The organism is Cohaesibacter marisflavi, from assembly GCF_963665895.2.
GTDB classification, from domain to species: Bacteria; Pseudomonadota; Alphaproteobacteria; order Rhizobiales; family Cohaesibacteraceae; genus Cohaesibacter; species Cohaesibacter marisflavi.
The window spans coordinates 676,472-696,873 of record NZ_OY762534.1 but is presented as its reverse complement, the minus strand read 5'-3'; the positions used below and the strand labels follow the sequence as shown (position 1 = coordinate 696,873).

Annotated in this window: 17 protein-coding genes; 10 read left to right on the top strand and 7 right to left on the bottom strand. The window is 54.6% G+C overall.

Going from position 1 to position 20,402, the window contains the following annotated elements:
• The first annotated feature begins 102 nt into the window (after nt 1-102).
• The 3 genes from ACKPCT_RS04440 to ACKPCT_RS04430 all read left to right on the top strand — a co-directional run bounded on the left by ACKPCT_RS04440 (nt 103) and on the right by ACKPCT_RS04430 (nt 3,326).
• Nucleotides 103-1,983, top strand: a complete 1,881-nt coding sequence (locus ACKPCT_RS04440) for an ABC-F family ATP-binding cassette domain-containing protein (protein WP_319568508.1) — start codon at nt 103-105, stop codon at nt 1,981-1,983.
• A gap of 19 nt (nt 1,984-2,002) precedes the next feature.
• On the top strand, nt 2,003-2,404 hold the full coding sequence (locus tag ACKPCT_RS04435) for a VOC family protein (RefSeq protein ID WP_319568507.1): 402 nt from the start codon (nt 2,003-2,005) through the stop codon (nt 2,402-2,404).
• 88 nt (nt 2,405-2,492) lie between these two features.
• Entirely contained in the window at nt 2,493-3,326 is an 834-nt protein-coding gene (locus tag ACKPCT_RS04430) for an aldo/keto reductase (protein WP_319568506.1), read from the top strand.
• 88 nt (nt 3,327-3,414) lie between these two features.
• Here the strand turns inward: ACKPCT_RS04430 and ACKPCT_RS04425 are convergent, their stop codons facing one another.
• The 3 genes from ACKPCT_RS04425 to ACKPCT_RS04415 form a co-directional block, all read right to left on the bottom strand.
• Nucleotides 3,415-4,353 (bottom strand): L-lactate dehydrogenase, encoded by a 939-nt coding sequence (locus tag ACKPCT_RS04425; RefSeq protein WP_319568505.1) that lies wholly within the window; start codon nt 4,351-4,353, stop codon nt 3,415-3,417.
• Nucleotides 4,354-4,540: 187 nt separating this feature from the next.
• Nucleotides 4,541-5,008 carry a DNA polymerase III subunit chi gene (locus ACKPCT_RS04420; RefSeq protein WP_319569381.1) on the bottom strand — a complete coding sequence of 156 codons (468 nt, stop codon included), beginning with the start codon at nt 5,006-5,008 and terminating at the stop codon, nt 4,541-4,543.
• A 160-nt stretch (nt 5,009-5,168) separates the two neighbouring features.
• A complete protein-coding gene (locus tag ACKPCT_RS04415) occupies nt 5,169-6,659 on the bottom strand; it encodes a leucyl aminopeptidase (RefSeq protein WP_090071740.1) in 1,491 nt (496 codons plus the stop codon).
• Nucleotides 6,660-7,042: 383 nt separating this feature from the next.
• Here ACKPCT_RS04415 and ACKPCT_RS04410 point away from each other — a divergent pair, with 383 nt between their 5' ends.
• The 6 genes from ACKPCT_RS04410 (at nt 7,043) to rsmA (ending at nt 14,838) form a co-directional block, all read left to right on the top strand.
• Nucleotides 7,043-8,287 carry an LPS export ABC transporter permease LptF gene (locus tag ACKPCT_RS04410; RefSeq protein WP_319568504.1) on the top strand — a complete coding sequence of 415 codons (1,245 nt, stop codon included), beginning with the start codon at nt 7,043-7,045 and terminating at the stop codon, nt 8,285-8,287.
• A gap of 1 nt (nt 8,288) precedes the next feature.
• Nucleotides 8,289-9,380, top strand: coding sequence for an LPS export ABC transporter permease LptG (gene lptG / locus ACKPCT_RS04405; RefSeq protein ID WP_090071746.1), 1,092 nt, complete (start codon nt 8,289-8,291; stop codon nt 9,378-9,380).
• A 2-nt stretch (nt 9,381-9,382) separates the two neighbouring features.
• A complete protein-coding gene (locus ACKPCT_RS04400; protein WP_090071748.1) occupies nt 9,383-11,716 on the top strand; it encodes an LPS-assembly protein LptD in 2,334 nt (777 codons plus the stop codon).
• A 148-nt stretch (nt 11,717-11,864) separates the two neighbouring features.
• Nucleotides 11,865-12,809 carry a peptidylprolyl isomerase gene (locus ACKPCT_RS04395; RefSeq protein ID WP_090071750.1) on the top strand — a complete coding sequence of 315 codons (945 nt, stop codon included), beginning with the start codon at nt 11,865-11,867 and terminating at the stop codon, nt 12,807-12,809.
• 124 nt (nt 12,810-12,933) lie between these two features.
• Entirely contained in the window at nt 12,934-13,938 is a 1,005-nt protein-coding gene (gene pdxA, locus ACKPCT_RS04390) for a 4-hydroxythreonine-4-phosphate dehydrogenase PdxA (protein WP_319568503.1), read from the top strand.
• 48 nt (nt 13,939-13,986) lie between these two features.
• Nucleotides 13,987-14,838, top strand: a complete 852-nt coding sequence (rsmA, locus tag ACKPCT_RS04385; RefSeq protein WP_319568502.1) for a 16S rRNA (adenine(1518)-N(6)/adenine(1519)-N(6))-dimethyltransferase RsmA — start codon at nt 13,987-13,989, stop codon at nt 14,836-14,838.
• A 98-nt stretch (nt 14,839-14,936) separates the two neighbouring features.
• Here the strand turns inward: rsmA and gmk are convergent, their stop codons facing one another.
• Nucleotides 14,937-15,557, bottom strand: coding sequence for a guanylate kinase (gmk, locus tag ACKPCT_RS04380; RefSeq protein WP_407062710.1), 621 nt, complete (start codon nt 15,555-15,557; stop codon nt 14,937-14,939).
• Nucleotides 15,558-15,576: 19 nt separating this feature from the next.
• On the bottom strand, nt 15,577-16,464 hold the full coding sequence (locus ACKPCT_RS04375; protein WP_319568501.1) for a YicC/YloC family endoribonuclease: 888 nt from the start codon (nt 16,462-16,464) through the stop codon (nt 15,577-15,579).
• A 162-nt stretch (nt 16,465-16,626) separates the two neighbouring features.
• Here ACKPCT_RS04375 and ACKPCT_RS04370 point away from each other — a divergent pair, with 162 nt between their 5' ends.
• Nucleotides 16,627-17,121 carry a hypothetical protein gene (locus tag ACKPCT_RS04370; protein WP_319568500.1) on the top strand — a complete coding sequence of 165 codons (495 nt, stop codon included), beginning with the start codon at nt 16,627-16,629 and terminating at the stop codon, nt 17,119-17,121.
• Between the two features lie 93 nt (nt 17,122-17,214).
• Here the strand turns inward: ACKPCT_RS04370 and mltG are convergent, their stop codons facing one another.
• Together mltG and fabF are read right to left on the bottom strand one after the other, a co-directional pair.
• On the bottom strand, nt 17,215-18,693 hold the full coding sequence (gene mltG / locus ACKPCT_RS04365; protein WP_319568499.1) for an endolytic transglycosylase MltG: 1,479 nt from the start codon (nt 18,691-18,693) through the stop codon (nt 17,215-17,217).
• Between the two features lie 306 nt (nt 18,694-18,999).
• Nucleotides 19,000-20,262, bottom strand: coding sequence for a beta-ketoacyl-ACP synthase II (fabF, locus tag ACKPCT_RS04360; protein ID WP_319568498.1), 1,263 nt, complete (start codon nt 20,260-20,262; stop codon nt 19,000-19,002).
• Nucleotides 20,263-20,402 lie beyond the last annotated feature (140 nt).

Below are 20,402 nucleotides of genomic sequence, written 5' to 3'. Positions count from 1 at the left end.
ACGCGAAACAGTTGTATTCACTGTTGCAAAAAAGGATCAAGCCAAGAGATTGCATCGGCAGCGATTGCCATCGACGATGAAATAAGGCAAAAGGCACCCATTATGCTGCATATCAATAACCTCACCTATCGCATCGCTGGCCGGACACTGCTGGAAGATGCCACGCTCGTTGTTCCCGAAGGCTGTAAAATGGGCCTCGTCGGGCGCAATGGCACGGGCAAATCCACCCTGTTCAAGCTACTGGTCGGAGACATCGCGCCCGAAAGCGGCACGGCCACGATTCGCAGAGGCGCGCGCGTCGGTCAGGTTGCGCAGGAAGCGCCCGCGTCTGAAGAAAGCCTGCTTGAATTCGTCCTGAAGGCTGATCTGGAGCGCGCCCGTCTGCTCGCCGAATCCGAAACGGCAACCGATCCGGAACGGATTGCGGAAATCCAGCTGCGCCTTGCCGATATCGGCGCCCATTCCGCCGAAGCACGCGCCGCAACCATCCTGCATGGGCTGGGGTTTGATGCTGAGGCGCAGGCCCGCCCCACAGCCGATTTTTCCGGCGGCTGGCGCATGCGTGTCGCGCTCGCTGCCATTCTCTTTTCCGAACCGGATTTGTTGTTGCTCGACGAGCCGACCAACTATCTCGACCTTGAGGGCACCCTGTGGCTGGAAAATTACATCTCCCGTTATCCCTACACGGTGATGATCATCAGCCATGACCGCGACCTGCTCAACAAAGCCGTGGACCATATCGCCCATCTCGATCAATTGAAACTGACTGCCTATCGCGGCGGCTATGACAATTTTGAGCGCACCCGTCGTGAGCAGCTTGAGTTGCAGCAGAAGATGCGCACCAAGCAGATAGAGCAGCGCAAACATATGGAAGCTTTCGTAGAACGCTTCCGCTACAAAGCCTCAAAGGCCAAGCAAGCGCAGAGCCGCCTGAAAGCGCTGGAGAAAATGTCTCCCATCGCAGCGGTGATGGAAGATCACGTCAAGCCGATCCATTTTCCCAATCCGGAAAAAGGCCTTGCCCCACCGATCATTCGGTTGGAGAAGGCGTCTGTCGGCTATGAAGACAGCAAACCGATCCTCAGGAATATGAGCTTGCGCATTGACCCAGATGATCGTCTGGCGCTTCTGGGGGCCAACGGCAACGGCAAATCCACCTTTGCCAAGTTGATTTCCGACCGGTTGGACGTTCAGGACGGCACCATTTTCCGCGCAGGCAAGCTCAAGATCGCCTTTTTCGCCCAGCACCAGCTGGATGAATTGCGCCCCAATGACAGCGCCTATGACCATGTGCGCACCCTGATGCCGGATGCCACCGAACCCAAGGTGCGGGCACGCGTCGCCCAAATGGGCCTCGGCACCGAGAAGATGGACATCCCGGCCAAAAGCCTCTCCGGTGGCGAAAAGGCGCGCCTTTTGCTGGGGCTGGCCACCTTCGATGGTCCGCATCTGCTCATCCTTGACGAACCGACCAACCATCTTGATATCGACAGCCGCGAAGCGCTGGTCCATGCCATCAACGACTATGAAGGCGCTGTGCTACTGATCTCCCATGACCGACACTTGCTGGAAGCCTGCGTGGATCGCCTGTGGCTGGTGCATGATGGCACCTGCAAGCCCTATGATGGCGATCTGGAAGACTACCGCCGCCTGTTGCTCAGCTCTCGCAACAGCCCCGACAGCACGCAAAAGGAAAAGGCGGCGGCCAATGAGGCCAATCAGGCACAGGAAAAACGCCGCTCCGCCGCTGAAAAGCGCAAGGAACAGGCCCCCTTGCGCCGCAAGATTCAAGCCGCAGAGCGCGACATGGACAAGATCCGCGACCGCATGAGCAAGATCGATGATATGCTCGCCGATCCGGATCTTTTCGCCAAATTCCCAGAAAAAGGCGCCAAACTCTCCAAGGACCGCTCCGACCTCGCCACCCTGCTGGACAAGTTGGAAGAAAAATGGCTCGAAATGTCCGAAGAGATCGAGGAGTGATCCCAGAAAGGCGAATGCGATGTCTCAATCCATGTCCCTTATTGCCATTGTCGTGCGTGACTATGACGAGGCGATTGCCTTTTATACCGAAAAGCTAGGCTTTGAGCTGATTGACGACACCTATCAGCCCGCGCAGGACAAACGCTGGGTCGTGGTGCGCCCCAAGGGAGAGGGGAAAACCTCTCTGTTGCTGGCCCGCGCCAAAAATGAGCACGAAGCAGGCTATATCGGAGATCAGGCAGGAGGCCGTGTGTTCCTCTTCCTTGAAACAGACGATTTCTGGCGTGACTATGCTCTTTATCAGGAGCGGGGCATCTCCTTCATAAGACCACCTCTGGAAGCAGACTATGGCACTGTTGCGGTCTTTGAAGACCTTTATGGCAACCTCTGGGATCTGGTTGAATATTCCACGCCTCACTAAACCACCATTTGCAATAATCGCAGACTTGTGGTGACATTCTCCCAACGATCTGATCGCATCCCATAAGCGCCTGAGGGAGAGAACCACCATGAAAACAATCACATTCGCACATCAGGACGTCGTGCCCGCATTGGGGCAAGGCACTTGGTATATGGGCGACGATCCATCCCGCAAAGCCGACGAAGTCGCCTCCTTGCGCCGCGGGGTCGAGTTGGGCATGACGCTCATCGATACAGCGGAAATGTATGGATCTGGCAAGTCGGAAAGTGTGGTTGGCGAAGCCATAGCCCCCATTCGCGATGATGTGTTTCTCGTCTCCAAGGTTTTGCCCTTCAATGCCAGCCACGAAGGCACACTCGAAGCATGCGAAGCTTCCCTCTCCCGTCTGGGTACAGACCGGCTGGATCTTTATTTGCTCCATTGGCCCGGCCCTCACCCCTTGGAAGAAACCATCGCGGCCTTCGAAGAGCTCCAGCAGGCAGGCAAGATCCGTCATTGGGGCGTTTCCAACTTCGATCCCAATGACATGACCGAACTGATGAGTACGCAAGGCGGCGAACAGGTAGCGACCAATCAGGTGCTCTATAATCTCACCCGCCGCGGTATCGAATGGGATCTGCTCCCCCAATCACAAGAAGATGGCCTGCCCATCATGGCCTATTCGCCCATTGAGCAGGCCCGGCTGTTATCAAAGCCGGAGCTTAAATCACTCGCCTCGGATCTGGATCTCACACCGGCTCAACTGGCTCTGGCTTGGGTTATTCGCGAATCCGGGATTGTAGCCATTCCCAAGGCAGGAACAGTGGCGCATGTGGAAGAAAACGCCCGCACGCTCGAAATCGACCTTAATGATGAGACGCTTTACGAGCTGGATCGGCTCTTCCCACCGCCAACCAGAGCAACCTCGCTGGCGATATTGTAAGCTGCATAGACTGGTATAGGCTGAATAGTGCAAACGATGAAAAAGGGGCTCAACGCCCCTCTTGTCTGCTCTGGTATCTGATTTTACCTCAGCTGTGGAATTTGACGGCGTCGACAGTTTCCTTGAGCATGCTGGCCGACTTGCGCAAGGCTTCATGTTCGGCTTCATCAAGCTCGGGCAAAAGATCCAGCTCAATGCCGTTGCGTCCGATAACACGGGGGACAGAGAGCGCAACATGGCGCACCCCTTCCACATTCGGCGTCACGATCGAAAGCGAAAGCACCGCTTTCTCATCCTTGGCAATCGCCCTCACAATGCGTTCAAGCCCGGCACCGATGCCATACCACGTCGCCCCCTTGCCGTTGATAATCGTGTAGGCAGCATTGCGCACACCATCATCGATCCTGTCCTTGACGGAGGCGGTAAGCGGAAACTTGATATTGGCTGCGAACTCCTCGACGGACAAAGCCCCTGCCCGCGCAGACGACCAGGCAAGTATCTCACTATCCCCATGTTCACCCAGCACATAGGCATGAACAGACTGAGGCGAAATGCCCAGATGATGCCCGATCAGATGGCGGAAGCGCGCCGTATCCAGCATGGTGCCCGAACCGATCACACGATGCGGAGGAAGGCCGGACAGCCGCGTTGCGATCTGGGTCATGATGTCAACCGGGTTTGAGGCAACCAGCAGAATGGCATCTGGCGCCACAGCCAGCACCTTGCCAATGATCTGTTTGAACACCTCGGCATTGCGCGCCAAAAGATCAATGCGGCTTTCTCCGGGTTTCTGACCGACGCCAGCAGACAGGATCACGATGTCAGCCCCTTCAAGAGCATCATAATCGCCAGCCGTAACCACCGTTGAAGAGACAAAAGGCGTCGCATGCGCAATATCTTGCGCCTGCGCTATGGCAAATTCGGGTTTGTAATCGACAAAAACCACCTGACTGGCCGTGCCCCGCAAGGCTATTGCATAGCCCGCTGCCGAGCCAACCATACCTGCACCAACAATTCCAACCTTCATGCATGCCTCCTGAAAAAGGGTTCGTCCACCATGATACTAACGTACATTCTGCCACTCTGCCAAAGGGATCAGGTCACTTATGCGTTAGACCATTCGCCCAGCTCTGCACGCAGAGCGCGCTCCATCAAGAAGCAACAAATAGTCAACGGCGCAATTGTGGCAAAAATTCCGCTTTCTTACTGGAATATCAGGCTTTCTTTTCCCAGCCGCCTCTTGGTGTCTGTTGCCAGTAGGTGACGGGATATCCCGCTTCCTTAAGGGCTTTCCAGCTGATACGGGCAGCCTGCAAGGCTTCATTGCTGGAGCCGTCAAACATCAGAATCGCCCGCTCCAACCCTTCCAGAAGGGTGAGCTTTTCTTCCGGCCTTGCCCCATCGACAAAAAAGCGCACGTTCGCCTCGTTAGCCGCAGGCACACCCTGCGGTGCGATGAGAATCGGCTGATGCTCCGCATGCGCCGAACCATGCAAGCCATGGGCGAGAAAACTGTCTTCTCGCCAGCTCCACAGGTGCGTGTCGAGCACATGGGCTCTTTCTTCACTGCCTGTCTGAACGAATGCGCGCCAGCCCTTCTCGAGACACTTCTCAAGCAACACGGGCAACGTCGCCTCAAGAGGCTGCATTTGTAGATGATAGAAGAAAATCTCGGCCGGCATCATTCATTTCCAAACAGGAGCGTTGTTTCCTGTCTAGCATGGACACCCCATCAAGCAACAGCCAGATAACGAAAAGGCAACCACGAAAAAGGGCCTGACATGGCCAGACCCTCTGCATTCATTTGAAAAGCGCCAAAGATCGGCACCTTGTCCTAAGCCATCAGCCTTCGTAATTGTCTTTCACGAGGCGATCAAGCAAACGGACCCCAAAGCCGGATGCCCACCCCTGACTGATCTCGTTTTTCGGTGCATCCATCGCAGTGCCTGCGACATCGATATGCACCCAATCCACGTCGCCCACAAAGCGCTTGAGGAACTGCGCCGCCGTAATGGAACCAGCCCAGCGGCCACCGGTATTCTTCATGTCGGCGAACTTGCTGTCGATCATCTTGTCATATTCCTTGGCCAAAGGCAGACGCCAGACGGTTTCACCCGTCGTTGCTCCGGATTTTGACAGCTGCGCACAGAGATCGTCCGAATTGGAGAAGATGCCCGCATTGTGAGCCCCAAGGGCCACAATGACAGCACCAGTCAAGGTCGCCAGATCAATCATGAAGCGTGGCGCAAAGGTCTCCTTGGAGTAATGCAGCAGATCAGCCAGCACCAGACGGCCTTCCGCATCCGTATTGATGACTTCGATGGTCTGGCCAGACATGGAGGTAACGATATCCCCCGGGCGCTGGGCGTTGCCATCGGGCATATTTTCAACAAGACCGATGATGCCGATGGCATTCACCTTGGCCTTGCGGCCCGAGAGCGCATGCATAAGGCCGGTGACTGCAGCGGCCCCGCCCATATCGCCCTTCATGTCTTCCATGCCGCCAGCTGGCTTAATGGAAATACCGCCGGTATCAAACACGACGCCCTTGCCCACGAAGACAACGGGCGCTTCATCCTTTTTGCCGCCCATCCATTTCATGATGGCCACGCGAGGCTCGCGCACCGATCCCTGCGCCACACCAAGCAAAGCATTCATGCCCAGTTTTTCAAGATCTGCTTGTTCGAGAATTTCCACCTCTGCCCCCAGCGCTTCCAGCGCCTTGGCCTTGGCTGCAAATTCCTCCGGTCCAAGCACATTGGCCGGTTCGTTGACCAGATCACGCGCTAGCAGGGTTCCATCCGAGATCACCTCATCACTTTCCCAAACCTTGGCCGCTCCTTTGGCATCCGCGCACAGAATGGAAACCTTTGCTGCTTCTTTTGCTTTCTTGGGCTTGCCTTTCTCGGTCTTGTAAAGATCGAAATCATAGGCCCTAAGCTTCATGCCCATGGCAATCAGGGAAACTTTGGCAGCGTCCATCTCCTTGTCATCAGCCTCGGCGACGACATGGATGACTTTTGAGCCGTTGGCAGCTCCAATGGCCGCTCCACCCAGATCCGCAAAATCGCGTTCAGATAAAGTTTCTTCACCAAGGCCAATGAGAATAATGCGGTCCAGCGCCACACCGGCAGGGGCCAGAATCTGTACGCTTTTGCAAAAACCGCCTTTGAAATCGGCTGCCTTGATCGCTCGCCCGATTGCCCCATCACTCTTTTCATCAAGCGCCTTCCCCGTTGCACTCAAGGCGAGGGACTTGTCAACAAACAACACGGCAGCACCGGTTTCCGGTGTGCCCAAAGCTTCAAACTGAATAAAAGGGAGAGTAGCCATAAAGGACGATGTCTTTCTTTTTGTTAGGATGTCTTTTTCAGGAGGTCCGCTCCGAGGTCGCCCCCAATGGGCCAGATAGGAGTGGAAAATGGAATATATCTAGTTCACACTATTGTGGGTGCTTTGGCGCTCGAGTTCAAGACCGCTCTCAAAACGGCCCATGCAAAAGCCTTTGAAGAAAACTGTGCGGAAGGAACACCCCGCCATCATTTGTTGGCTAAATTGCATCATCCGCTTTCAAAATAGGTCATTTTCGCGGGATATTTTTTCCAGAGCACCGAACTTCCCAACTAAAATGCTTGCCAGCCGAAGGGGAGACAGCCATAAACCAACCATAATCCTTGCATACAAAAAACCGAACATAGGATCACGACGAAGAGATCATGAAGCTGATCGAGCGATACATATTCATGCGCGCCGCGACCGCCTTTCTCATGACAGTCACCATACTGACTGCCATCGTCTGGTTGACGCAGGCTCTGCGCGATATGGATCTGGTAACGGCCAAAGGGCAGACAATTCTGATCTTTATCTCCATGACCTCTCTGGTCTTGCCGACACTGGTCATGGTTATCGCCCCCTTTGCAGTGCTGATCGCTGTCGCCGTTACCCTTAACAACCTCAATGCAGACAGCGAACTGGTCGTGATCAATGCGACGAGTGCGCCGCCTTGGGTGGTGGTCAAGCCCATCATTATTCTGGGGCTAGTGGCCACGCTTACCGGCGGATTTCTCAGTCTTTATGCCGCACCGCAGGCTCTCACATCCCTGCGTGGCTTCATTACGCAGGTGCGTGCTGATCTGGTTGCCAACATCGTCAAGGAAGGCATTTTCTCCGAGATTGAAGATGGCATGACCTTCCACATCCAGAAGCGGGAACCAAACGGCATCATGCGCGGATTGTTCCTCTCTGATGAGCGCGATCCCAAGAAGCATATTGTCTACTCGTCGGAATTCGCCCAAATCGTCGAAACGCCGCAAGCGACCTTCCTGCGCATGGAGCAAGGCACGATCCAGCAGCAGCAGATCAAAGCCGCTGACGATGGCGAGCTGGATGAAACCAATCCGGATTTCACGACGGTGAATATTATCAATTTTGATTCTTATGCCATTGATCTATCCAAATTCACGGGGGTCAGTGAGGGCGGCGTCCAATATTACAAGCCACGCGAACTGACCACGACAACCCTGCTCAATCCGCCCAAGGACGACCCGACCATCAAGCGCGAGCCCGGAGTTGCCCGTTCGGAGTTGCATGACCGTTTTACCAACCCGCTCTACAATCTGGTGTTCGCCACAATCGTCGCCGCCTTCCTTGCGCAGGTGCGCACCACCAGAGAGCGACGAGGCAGCGCGATTTTTGTGGCTGTCATTCTTGTGGCTGCCATCCGGTTGGCTGGCTTCGGAATTACCAGTCTGGCGATTCGATCCCCCCTCGCGGTTCCCTTTATGTATGCCCTGCCGATTATTTCCATCATACTGGGGCTCTGGATGGTGCTCAGCGGCCGCCGCTTGACGGCTATGGACAATCTGATCCGCATAATGGAGTTGTTTAACGACAGCATATTGCATAAGGTCAAAGGATTATTCAGGAAACCAAAACCAGAAAAGCGATTTTTAGAGTCGTAGCATGCCGCCAAATATCATTTTCCGCTATTTTGCCACACGGTTTCTCTGGTCAATATTGACGATTTTCCTTGGCTGCTTTCTGCTCATCCTTCTGGTCGACTATGTCGAGCTGATCCGGCGTGGCAGCAACAAGGAGAATGCCGACGCACTCAGCCTTTTCCTGATGTCGCTTTATCGTGTCCCTGAACTCGCAGAACGCATTCTGCCCTTTGCAACCCTGTTCGGGGCCATCGCGGCCTTTCTCAACCTGTCCCGCCGCCTCGAACTGGTCATCGTACGCGCGTCAGGCATGTCCGCCTGGCAGTTCGTCGCCCCGGCCCTTTTCGTAGCCGTTGCTCTGGGTGTTTTCGCGACCACCGTCTATAATCCCGGTGTCGCCTATCTCAAGGAAAAGTCACTGGAAATCGACGCCCGAATTTTTGGCGCCAGCTTTACCACCAGCGGCCAGCCAGCCAGTCAGGGCTGGGTGCAGCAAAAGGGTGAAGATGGCGATTCCATCCTCAAGGCGAGAACCACCTTTGATAACGGCCGTCAATTGGGAGGCGTGACGGTATTTTCCTACGATTCCGAAGGAAGGTTCGTCGAACGGGTCGATGCGAAATCAGGCATATTGGAAAATGGCTATTGGCATTTGAGCGATGTGCTGGTCAGTTCCGCATCCGCAGCTCCGCGCCACTATCAGACCTATCTGGTCAGCACCCACCTAACGCCGCAGGAGGCATCAGAGACCATAGCCAATCCTGATTCTGTACCCTTCTGGGACCTGCCAGACGTTATCGAGCAGGCCAGTCGAGCGGGTCTTCCTGCATATAAATATCGTTTGCGATTTCAAACTCTTTTGGCCAAACCCCTACTTTTGGCGGCAATGGTGCTGATCGCGGCAACCGTATCACTAAAAATTTTTCGGTTCGGCAATGTGGGAAAGATGATTCTGGGTGGCGTTATTGCTGGCTTCGTGCTTTATGTAGTCACAGAATTAGCTAAAGATTTAGGAAATACAGGGTTGGTTAACCCAATTCTGTCAGCTTGGCTTCCAGCGATTGTGGCTTCCTTGATGGGGTTTTCTATTTTGTTGTATCAGGAGGACGGATAAGTATGCGTCGTACCGTCCAGTCCGCATATTGGAATGACACTGTTTCACACGCGACCGTAACCACCGGTCTGCGCGCGGCTTTGCTTGCATCTGTGCTTGTGTTTGTCCCTTCTTCAATGAACTCCGCGGCAGCGCAGGATATCGTTTCCAACGTCAAGCTTCAGCGCCCCGATGATAACGCACGAATGTTGGTCGAAGCTGACCAAATGGTCTACGACTATGACAATGAACGCGTGTCGGCAGTTGGCCATGTAGAAATCTATTATGGCGACTACACGCTTCAGGCTGACAAGGTTACCTATGATCAGAAGTCTGCTCGCCTGATTGCAGACGGCAGTGTGCGTATCACCGAGCCTGGCGGCAATGTGATGACCGCCAACTATATCGATATCACGGAAGATTTCCGCTCCGGCTTTGTCCGTTCCTTGCGGGTACAAACGCCTGAGAAGGCGCGCTTTGCAGCAGACAAGGCTGAACGGCGCGACGACGACATCACAGTGTTCGACAAGGGGGTTTATACCACCTGCGAACCGTGCCGCGAAAATCCGAAGAAATCCCCTCTCTGGCAGATCAAGGCCTCAAGGATCATCTATAATTCCAAAGACAAGATGGTCTATTACAAGGCTGCCAAGTTCGAATTCATGGGCGTTCCCCTGCTTTACACGCCCTATCTGGCTCATCCGGACCCTTCACGCAAGCGCAGCTCCGGTCTGCTCGCTCCGCGCGGTGGCTACAACAGCGAGCTGGGCACCTATGTAACCCCGCGTTACTATTGGGCGCCATCGGAAAGCTATGACGTCACCTTCTCGCCGACTTATTATTCCAAACAAGGCTTGCTGGGCAACGCCACTTGGCGCCAGCATGTCGGCATTGGCACATACAATGTGCGGGTGGCGGGCATTTCGCAGCAGGATAAAGACGCTTTTGCTGGCACCAGCGGTGATAAAACCTTCCGTGGCGCAATTGAGAGTTCCGGCCAGTTAAACCTTTCCAGCAAATGGAAATTCGGCTGGGACGTGTCCCTGCTTTCGGACAAGCTCTTTCTGCGCGACTATGACCTGACGAACGAGGATGAGAGCAAACGTTCCTCCATCTACTTGGTCGGTCAGGGCGAGCGGAACTATTTCGACGCCCGCGCCAACTACTATAACATCATGACCGACAGCCTGAACCAGTCCGAACAGGCCGTTGTGCATCCGTCTATTGATTATAGCGCCTATTCCAAGACGCCTCTGTTTGGCGGCGAAGGACGGCTGCAGGTCAACTCGACCTCCATCACGCGCGATGATGAACGCCAGACAACCATTGGCGGCGTAACCCGCACCGATGGCGTCAGCGGAACCTATAACCGAACCAGCGTGGACGCGAGCTGGAAACGCAAGTTCGTCGCTCCCGGTGGTCAGGTCATTACCCCGTTCACATCCCTGCGCGGTGATCTTTACTGGATGCCGAGCAAGTCGGGTGCTCCTGCTGCTCTGGTCGACGAAAATCTGGCCTTGCGCGGCATGCCAACTGTCGGTGTCGATTATCGACTGCCGGTTCTGGTGACCACAGGCAGCACGTCCCACATCATTGAACCGATCGCTCAGGTGATTGCGCGTCCAAACGAGGCGCAGATCGGCGAATTGCCCAATGATGACTCGCAGAGCCTGATCTTTGACGACACCATTCTCTTCGACCCGAACAAATTTTCAGGGTATGACCGCGTTGAGGGCGGCACGCGCGCCAATATCGGCTTCCAGTATCGCGCACAAATGGCCAGTGGCTGGTCTGTCAACGCGCTGGCTGGCCGCTCGTTCCAGCTTGCCGGACGCAACTCCTTCGCCAAGAATGATTTGACAAGCACCGGTCTGGACAGCGGGCTGGACAAGACACGCTCTGACTATGTCGCGCGCGTGGGCGTCAACAGCAACAAAGGCATCGCGGCGATTGCGCGCGGGCGGTTTGATTCCGATACAGCGGACCTGAAATATGCTTCCGTCTCTGCCTCTGGCAGCTATGATCGCTATACGGGCTCCTTAGGCTATGCCTATACCGACAAGCGCCCGTCTGCAGGCATCAATCAGGTTCGGCAGGAAATCACCACCGCAGCGTCCATCAAGTTTGCAGACTTCTGGTCGGTCGGCGGCAGCAGCCAGTATGACATCGCCAGAGGCGGTCTCGTAAGTGGTGCGTTGAAACTCAAATATGAAGATGAGTGCTTTGCTGTAAGCCTGCAATATTCGCAAACACGCGAATCCTATTCAGACACGACAAGTGACAAAACAGTCATGCTTCAGTTCGATTTCAAATCACTGGCAGATGGACAGCTTAGTTATTCTGAAGAATCTGATTAGGAAAACACGGAAAACGTCTTCAGTTAGCCGTATTTGACTGCATACTTGCGTTTGACTCAGAAAAACTGGATAGAAAAGGACAACCCTGATTGATCGGTTTTCTTTTCTTCCGGTCCTATTTTTACAAGCACGATGACGAGCCCGTTTCATGAAGCACGATCAACTGAACAAGACCTTGTCTATTCTCGCTCTGGCCATGTTTGTGCTGCTTTCAAGCGCGCAAACAAAGCAGGCTTTGGCCAGCACGATCAAAGCAGTCGTCAACGGTGCTGTGATTACCGATTTTGATGTTGCGCAACGTCAGCGTCTGGAAAAGCTCCTTTCGGGCAATCGGAAGAATCTGAGCAGGACAGCAGCTCTCAACGAACTGATTGACGACAAGCTCAAGCTCTTTGAAGCGCGCAGTCGCAACATGACAGCTTCTGATCGTGAAATTGATGGCGCCGTATCGAACATGGCTGCCAACGCAAAGCTGAGCAAGAAACGCCTACTCTCCATCATCAAGCAGTCTGGCATCAACCCTGAAACCTTGAAGGACTGGCTCAAAGTCCAGCTCTCCTGGCGCGATCTTGTCGCAGCCCGCTCCAACTCTCAGGTCCATGTTGATGAAGCGGAAATCTACCAGCTGCTGAGTGATCAGACCAAGAAGGACGACAAGGTCAAGGAAGCAATCCGATTTGACCTGACGCGCGTCGTTTTTGTCGTTCGCTCGAAGGCATCCAATGGTGAGAGAAACCAGCGCCTTAAAGAAGCCAAGCGCTTTCGTGCACGCTTCTCTTCCTGCAGCAAGGATCTGGAGACAGCGCGTACCCTCACCGATGTTGCCGTTGAACGTGTTGGCCGCAAATCCACCACGGAACTGCCCGGTCCATTGGAAGAGCGCCTCAGAGATACGCCGGTTAACAAGCTCACCGCTCCTATCAAGGTCAGCGAAGGCTACGAGATGGTTGCCGTTTGCGACAAGAAAGATCTTGGCAAGCAGGAAACTCTGCGCACGGAGATCCAGTCCAAGCTGCGCAACGAGCAGAGCCAGATGCTCGAACGGCGCTACCTTTCGGAGCTGCGCTCTAACGCCGTTATCGACAAGCGCTAGACCTCTTCCCTATCCAACTGCTGTTGTATGGTATAATACTCATAGATGTGCCTATAAATATGTCTCTGTCACCCAAAGTGGCAGGGACTAATTCGTTTAAAAACATTGATATCCGGAAAAAACAATGGCTTCCAAACGCGATATTCTAGCCGTTTCCATCGGCGAACCCGCAGGGATCGGCCCTGAAATCATCCTCAAGGCTTGGCTGAGCAGCGAAAAGGAAGGGATCAACCCCTTTGTCGTTTTCGGCGATCCCGCTCTACTGGAGCGCCGCGCGCGCCTGTTCGGCTTGACCGTTCCTATCCGGACTTGCAAGCCGGAAGACGTCTTCGACGCCTTTCCCATGACGCTGCCCGTTATTCCCATAGAAAATAAACTCAGCGACAATCCCGGCGAGTTGGAAGTCTGCAACGCACCAGGCGTCATCGAGTCAATCGAAAAAGCAACAGAGGCTGTTCTTACCGGACAGGCCAAAGCGCTCATTACGCTCCCGATTCAAAAGCACAATCTGTATGAATATGGGTTCAAACATCCTGGCCATACTGAATTCCTCGGCGCATTGGCTGAAAAGCACACGGGAGATAAGATCCAGCCGGTCATGATGCTTGCAGGACCAGAGCTGCGCACCATCCCAGTTACCGGCCATATCGCAATCAACAAGGTGGCTCCGTCCATCACGCCGGAATTGGTCGAAAACATTGCTCGCATCACGATTCATGATCTGCAGACCCGTTTCGGCATCGAAAAGCCGAAAATCGCCATTGCGGGCCTTAACCCCCATGCCGGCGAGAATGGCGCCATGGGCAAGGAAGATGCAGCCATCATCGCTCCAGTCGTCAAAAAGCTTCAGGATGAAGGCTTTGCCGTGACCGGCCCTCACCCGGCAGATACGATGTTCAACAAGAATGCGCGCGAGAAATATGATGTGGCGCTAGCCATGTATCATGATCAGGCTCTCATTCCGGTCAAGACCATCGCCTTTGACGAAACGGTCAACGTCACCCTTGGGTTGCCATTCATGCGCACATCCCCTGATCATGGCACCGCGCTGGATATCGCGACCAAAGGCATCGCCAATCCATCAAGCCTCTTGGCGGCTCTCAAGCTGGCCAACGAAGTAAAGATTTGATACTGAGTGCAAATCTCATTGCTTCGGCACGCTTGAAAGAAAGATCCAATGGCCCAGATAGATGACTTGCCGCCCCTCAGAGACGTAATCGAACGGCATGACTTACGCGCCAAGAAAAGTCTGGGCCAGAATTTCCTGCTTGATCTCAACCTCACCTGCCGCATTGCACGATCGGCAGGCGATCTGTCCAACCACACGATCATCGAGGTTGGCCCCGGCCCCGGAGGCCTGACACGCGCCTTGCTGCATGAAGGTGCAAAACGGGTTATCGCCATCGAAATGGACCCCCGTGCCCTGGGCGCGCTTGAAGAGATAGGAGCGCATTATCCCGGCCGATTGGAGATCATCGAGGGAGACGCGCTCAAGGTTGACATGGCCAGCCTTGTCCCCGAAGGCCCGGCACGCATCGTTGCCAATCTGCCTTACAATGTAGGCACCCAGCTGCTGCTCAATTGGCTGGAAGCCGACCCGTGGCCACCATTTTACGAGTCGCTCACTCTGATGTTCCAGAAAGAAGTGGCCGAACGCATCATCGCCACGGAAGAAGACAAGGCCTACGGGCGCCTCGGCGTCATTGCCGGTTGGCGTACACATGCCGACAAGCTTTTTGATGTGGCCAAGGAATGCTTCAGCCCGCAGCCGAAAGTCACGTCCTCCATTGTGCATCTCGTTCCCAAAGCCGATCCCCTGCCCTGCAGATTGCGCACATTGGAACAAGTCACCGCCGCCGCCTTCGGGCAACGTCGCAAGATGCTGCGCCAGAGCCTCAAGAGCCTTTGTGTCGATCATCTTCGCCTGATCGAAGAAGCCGGTCTTGAACCGACCCAACGCGCAGAAACAGTTTCCGTGGAAGGCTTTGTAGCCATGGCCAACGGCCTAGACGCGATGCGGGGAATCTAAGTCTCACAGGCTCGCAAAACAGATGAAAATAAAAAGGCCTGCACCACACACGGTGTCAGGCCTTTCTGCTCTTATCTCTACTCAAACTTCGTGAGCGCTTAGCTGTTGAGCATGCCTTCGACAAAGCCGCGCGCACCGATCACCCGCTCGCGCTTGTGGCGTTCCGCTTCAACGATCGAGCGGACGGCCGCGAAAGCCTTTTCCAGATCATCATTGACGATAACATAGTCATATTCGTCCCAATGGCCGATCTCTACACGGGCATTTTGCAACCGAGCCTCGATGACATCCTGTTTGTCTTCAGCACGGCGCACGAGGCGTTGCTTCAACTCCTCCATGGATGGCGGCAGAATGAAGACCGAGACGACATCCTTGCGAGCAGCTTTTTTCAGCTGCAGCGTGCCCTGCCAGTCGATATCGAACAGAACATCACGGCCCTTGGAGAGCGCTTCTTCCACCGGATCGCGCGGCGTGCCGTAGAAATTGGAATGCACCTCGGCCCATTCCAGAAGATCCCCGCGTTCGCGCATGGCATGGAACTGGCGCTCTGGCACGAAATGATAATGCACGCCGTCAATTTCGCTGCCGCGCTTAGCCCGTGTCGTCGCCGAAACAGAAAGTTGCAGATTGCGATCACTATCCAGCAAATGGCGGCTGATGGTTGATTTGCCCGCGCCTGATGGAGACGAGAGTACAAGCATCAAACCGCGTCTGATCATGGAATTTTCCGTCATATTTTTACTCGACATTCTGAATTTGTTCACGCAGCTGCTCAATCGTCGCCTTGAGGTCAAGGCCGATCGCGGTCAGGCTGGTGTCATTGGATTTGGAACAGAGGGTATTGGCTTCGCGGTTGAATTCCTGAGCCAGAAAATCCAGCTTGCGGCCAACGGGGCGGTCTTCTGCGACCAATGCCCGCACCGCAGCACAATGTGCATAAAGCCGGTCTAATTCCTCGCGCACATCCGCCTTGCCCGCCAGAAGAACGGCCTCCTGATAGAGCCGGTCCTCATCAAGAGAGGATTCGGCCTCAAGAATGCGCTCTATTTGCTGACGCAGCTTGGCCCGAATAGCATCAGCACCACGCGCCGGGCACTCTTCCGCCTGTTTTGTCAGCGCTTCGAGCTCTTCGACGCGCTGCATGACGACTTTCTCAAGCGCGTCGCCCTCGCTCTTGCGCATGCTTTGCAGATCGGTCATCGCATCTTTGAAGTTGGCCAGCATCGCCTCGATCAACAGGGCCTGCACCTCTTCGCTTTCGCTTTCCTCGACCTGCTCCATCACACCCTTGATAGACAGGATCCCATCCAGACTGGGCTTCTTGGCATCAACACGATCCTTGATCAAGGCAAGAGCGTCCAGCACAGAGTCTAGAACCTGCTGATTGACCTGAAGCGACTGGCTTGGGGCTTCATGCTGAACCGTCAGGGACACATAACAGGACCCTCGCGCAAGCCGCTCACTCATGATGGCGCGAACGGGGCGATCCAGCTCGTCAAACCCTGGCGGCAAGCGCAGGCGCAAATCCAGCCCCTTGCCATTGACGGTCTTGATCTCCCAAGTCCAGTTATATCTCCCGAAGCTTCCACCCAAGCGGGTGAAACCTGTCATGCTAACAAGCGTCATGATCCTGTGTCCCTAAATTCCTGAGCAAGCAGTGATGCATGCCATCCTGTCCTGCGCGCATACAATCAGAAACAGCTGGCGACCTGTCAAGTCTAGCATCTTGCCTGACACAATTTAAAAGGCGACAATGACCGACAAGCTCACTTTACCAAGCAAAAATCAATGTCTGATAGAAGCAACAAAGCCGTACAATCAAAAAGCGAACGCCTGACCAGCCCCAAGCCGCATGAAGACGCCATTGCCACGCTACTGGATGCAACCCGCTCCGGTGCGACAAAGGCGTGCCTGTCGGCAGTCTTCGCTCTCATCTATATCGACAAGGCTCGCTTGCAGATAACCGCTGAGCCTGTGCTTTCCGAATCGATGGCTGGCGTTGTCTCTCGCACGCAGCAAGACATTGATTTGGGGTGGGATTTCGAAACCGCCTATATCCTGTCACACACCAAGGGGAGCACCAGAGTTGCGCTGCGCAGCTCCCACGCAGACATGATCGCCATCCGCTACAGGATTGACATCGAAGAAACAGCACCGCTCCCCGGCGAGCCCCCGCATCTGATTGCGTCCATCCCCCTATCCATAGACAAGCCCGAACATATTTCAGCAGCCATAGCACTGGCTGAAAGAGAATTCAGCAAAGACTGCAGCGAGCTTCACTAGAATAAGATCCCCGGCATCCTACGCCCAGAATCAAAATGGCGGCCAAGAGCCTAACTCTCGACCGCCATCAATCTTTTCCTCAGAAAGGAAGTCCTATTCGGCAGACTGCTCCTGGTCGCCGCCCTCGCTGGACTCTGTTTCCTTCTGCTTGGCCGCTTCGATCCGCTGTTTTTCGATCTCACGCCAGCGCCGAACATTATCGTTATGCTGCTTGAGCGTTTCCGAGAAGACATGACCACCGGTCCCATCAGCCACAAAGAACAGCTCTTTGGTGCGGCTCGGATTGGCAACCGCCTCCAGAGACGCTCGCCCCGGATTGGCTATCGGCCCCGGCGTCAACCCCGGGATCTGATAGGTATTGTAATCAGTCTTCTTGTCCAGATCAGAGCGGAAGATCGGGCGATCTTTCGGTTTTCCCTTGCCGCCAAAGATGCCGTAAATGACGGTCGGGTCAGACTGCAGCCTGATGCCCTGATTGAGCCGGTTGATGAAGACACCGGCAACGCGGGTGCGCTCGGAGGCCTTTCCGGTTTCCTTTTCCACGATGGACGCCAGTGTCACCAGCTCTTCGGGGGTTTTCAAAGGCAAATCTGCCGCCCGACGATCCCAGATTTCCGCTACAGCGCGATCATGGGCATCGGCCATACGCTTGACCATTTCCTTGCGAGTCGTGCCACGCGCGAATTTATAGGTCTCTGGCAGCAGCGTCCCTTCCGCAGGAATCTCATCCAGCGGTCCCATCAGAATATCATTGTCCATCAGAACCTGATGGATCTGATAGGAGGTATACCCCTCTGGCACCGTAACCGAATGCAGAATGGATTTGCCGGAGGTCAGAATCTGCATCACCTGCATCATCGAAACACCCGGACTGAACAGATATTCACCAGCTTTCAGCTTGGTATCCTGACGATAGATCTGGACGCCGTAGTTGAAGATCGTCTGGTCGCTGATCACATTCTGGCGTTCCAGAATTTCTGCGATTGTGCCAAGGCCAGTGCCGCCACTCACAAGAATGGTCTTTTCCTGCTTGAGTGGGCCCTCTTCGATGAAAGTCTGCTTGCCGTAATAAAGGACACCGCCTATCCCGATCACCGCCAGAAGCACGACCGTGATCACAAAATTCATGAAAACAACAATCGGATGGCGCACCGCTTCTGACCGCGTTGGCGGCGGCGGTGGCGTTTCTGGCTCTATAGCCTGACGGGCACTCTTAGGGGTTTTGACTTCGCCGGTGTCGGACACCATAGCTGAGGTCGGCCCAACATCCGGAGCCTCGGACTCCTCAGCCTTGTCATTGGAAGACGTATCTCCTGTAGAGGTAACCGTCTCTTCCTCTTTGGCAGACTTGGCAGAAGACGCCTCATCTTTAGAAGCCGTCGCGGCTTCCTTGTCCGAATCGTCCTTCTTGGATGCGTCATCGTCTGATGACGCCGGGCTGTCTTTATCCGTCTTATCTGAAGGCTTAGTTTCGGAGGACTTTTCAGCTGTCTTTTCAGTGTCCTGTGTCACCTCAGACTCGCTCTTCTGCTCTTCCTGCAGTTTGTCCTTGTCGTCTTTACCGTCTACCATGTCCGCCTCAAGTCAAGATGGGTCATCAATTGCGAAAGCCCGGCATCTGGGCCGTTGCATTTCGTGGCTCAAAGCCTCTTCAACATTTCAATTTTCCGAAAAACCCCGGAATAAACATCTTACGCATTTCAACGCCCGGGGATTCATCCAAAGACAAATCAATCGATCCGACGCTTTACGTAGTCTTCATGGCGAAAAAGAGACGGCTCCGGAGCCGCCTCATTCTCTTATATCTATTTGATCCGCCGCACGATCCGCCTGTCTGAACAAGACTGGCCGCGCCGCAATCTTTGGCGTTGGAACCAATCAGTCGACCGCGCGCAAGATCAGGGAGGCGTTGGTACCGCCAAAGCCGAAGGAGTTGGACAAAGCAACCTTGATATCCATTTTCTTCGGTGTTTTGGGAACCAGATCAATCTTGGTATCGACGGATGGATTCTCAAGGTTCAATGTCGGAGGCGCCACCTGATCGCGAATGGCCAGCGTCGAGAAGATCGCTTCAACAGCGCCAGCGGCGCCCAGCAGATGCCCTACAGCCGATTTCGTGGAAGACATGGTCAACCCTTCAGCGGCATCACCAACCAGACGCTCAATGGCTCTGAGCTCAATTTCGTCACCCAGCGGCGTCGAGGTGCCATGCGCGTTGACATAATCGATATCGGCAGGCGTGATGTCTGCGCGCTTCATCGCAGCGGACATGCAACGGAATGCCCCGTCGCCGTCTTCAGATGGCGCCGTAATGTGATAGGCGTCGCCAGACATGCCATAGCCAATGACTTCGGCGTAAATCTTTGCGCCACGTGCCTTGGCATGCTCATATTCTTCCAGCACGACAACGCCAGCACCTTCCCCCATGACAAAGCCGTCACGATCCTTGTCATAAGGACGAGACGCCTTTTCGGGCTCATCATTGAAGCTGGTTGAGAGCGCGCGACAGGCAGCAAAACCGGCAAGGGCCAGGCGCCCAATCGGAGATTCGGTACCACCGGCAACCATCACGTCAGCATCCCCCAGAGCAACCAGACGGGCTGCATCGCCAATCGCGTGTGCGCCTGTAGAGCAGGCCGTAACAACAGCGTGATTGGGGCCCTTGAGGCCGTGACGAATGGAAACATAGCCGGAAGCCAGATTGATAAGACGGCCGGGGATAAAGAACGGGCTGATACGACGAGGCCCTTTCGCCTGCAAATCATAAGCCGCTTTCTCGATACCCAGAAGGCCACCAATGCCAGACCCGATCATCACACCGCTGGAGATCTGGTCTTCATAGCTTTCCGGTTTCCAGTTTGCATCTGCCAGCGCTTCATCAGCGGCCGCAACTGCATAAACGATAAAGGGATCAACCTTGCGCTGCTCTTTGACCGGCAGCACATCATCGGGATTAAAGGTGCCATTTGTGCCATCACCAAACGGCAACTGACAAGCAACGCGACAGGCCAGATCTTCCGTTTCGAACCCGGTCGGGGTCTTGGCTCCACTCTTGCCAGCCAGAATATTCGACCAGGTCGTCTCAACTCCATTGCCAAGCGGGCTGACCATACCCATACCGGTTACGACAACTCGTCTCATCCTCAGTCTCCAAATAGTCTTGTTTGTAACCTCGCCTCTACCGGTCTTACCCGGGGGCAAGTGCGTCTTCATATTTATTACCCGTAAAAGCTGTTTCACGTAAGCTTTTTTCAGGAGTTATTCATTTCAGACTTATGACG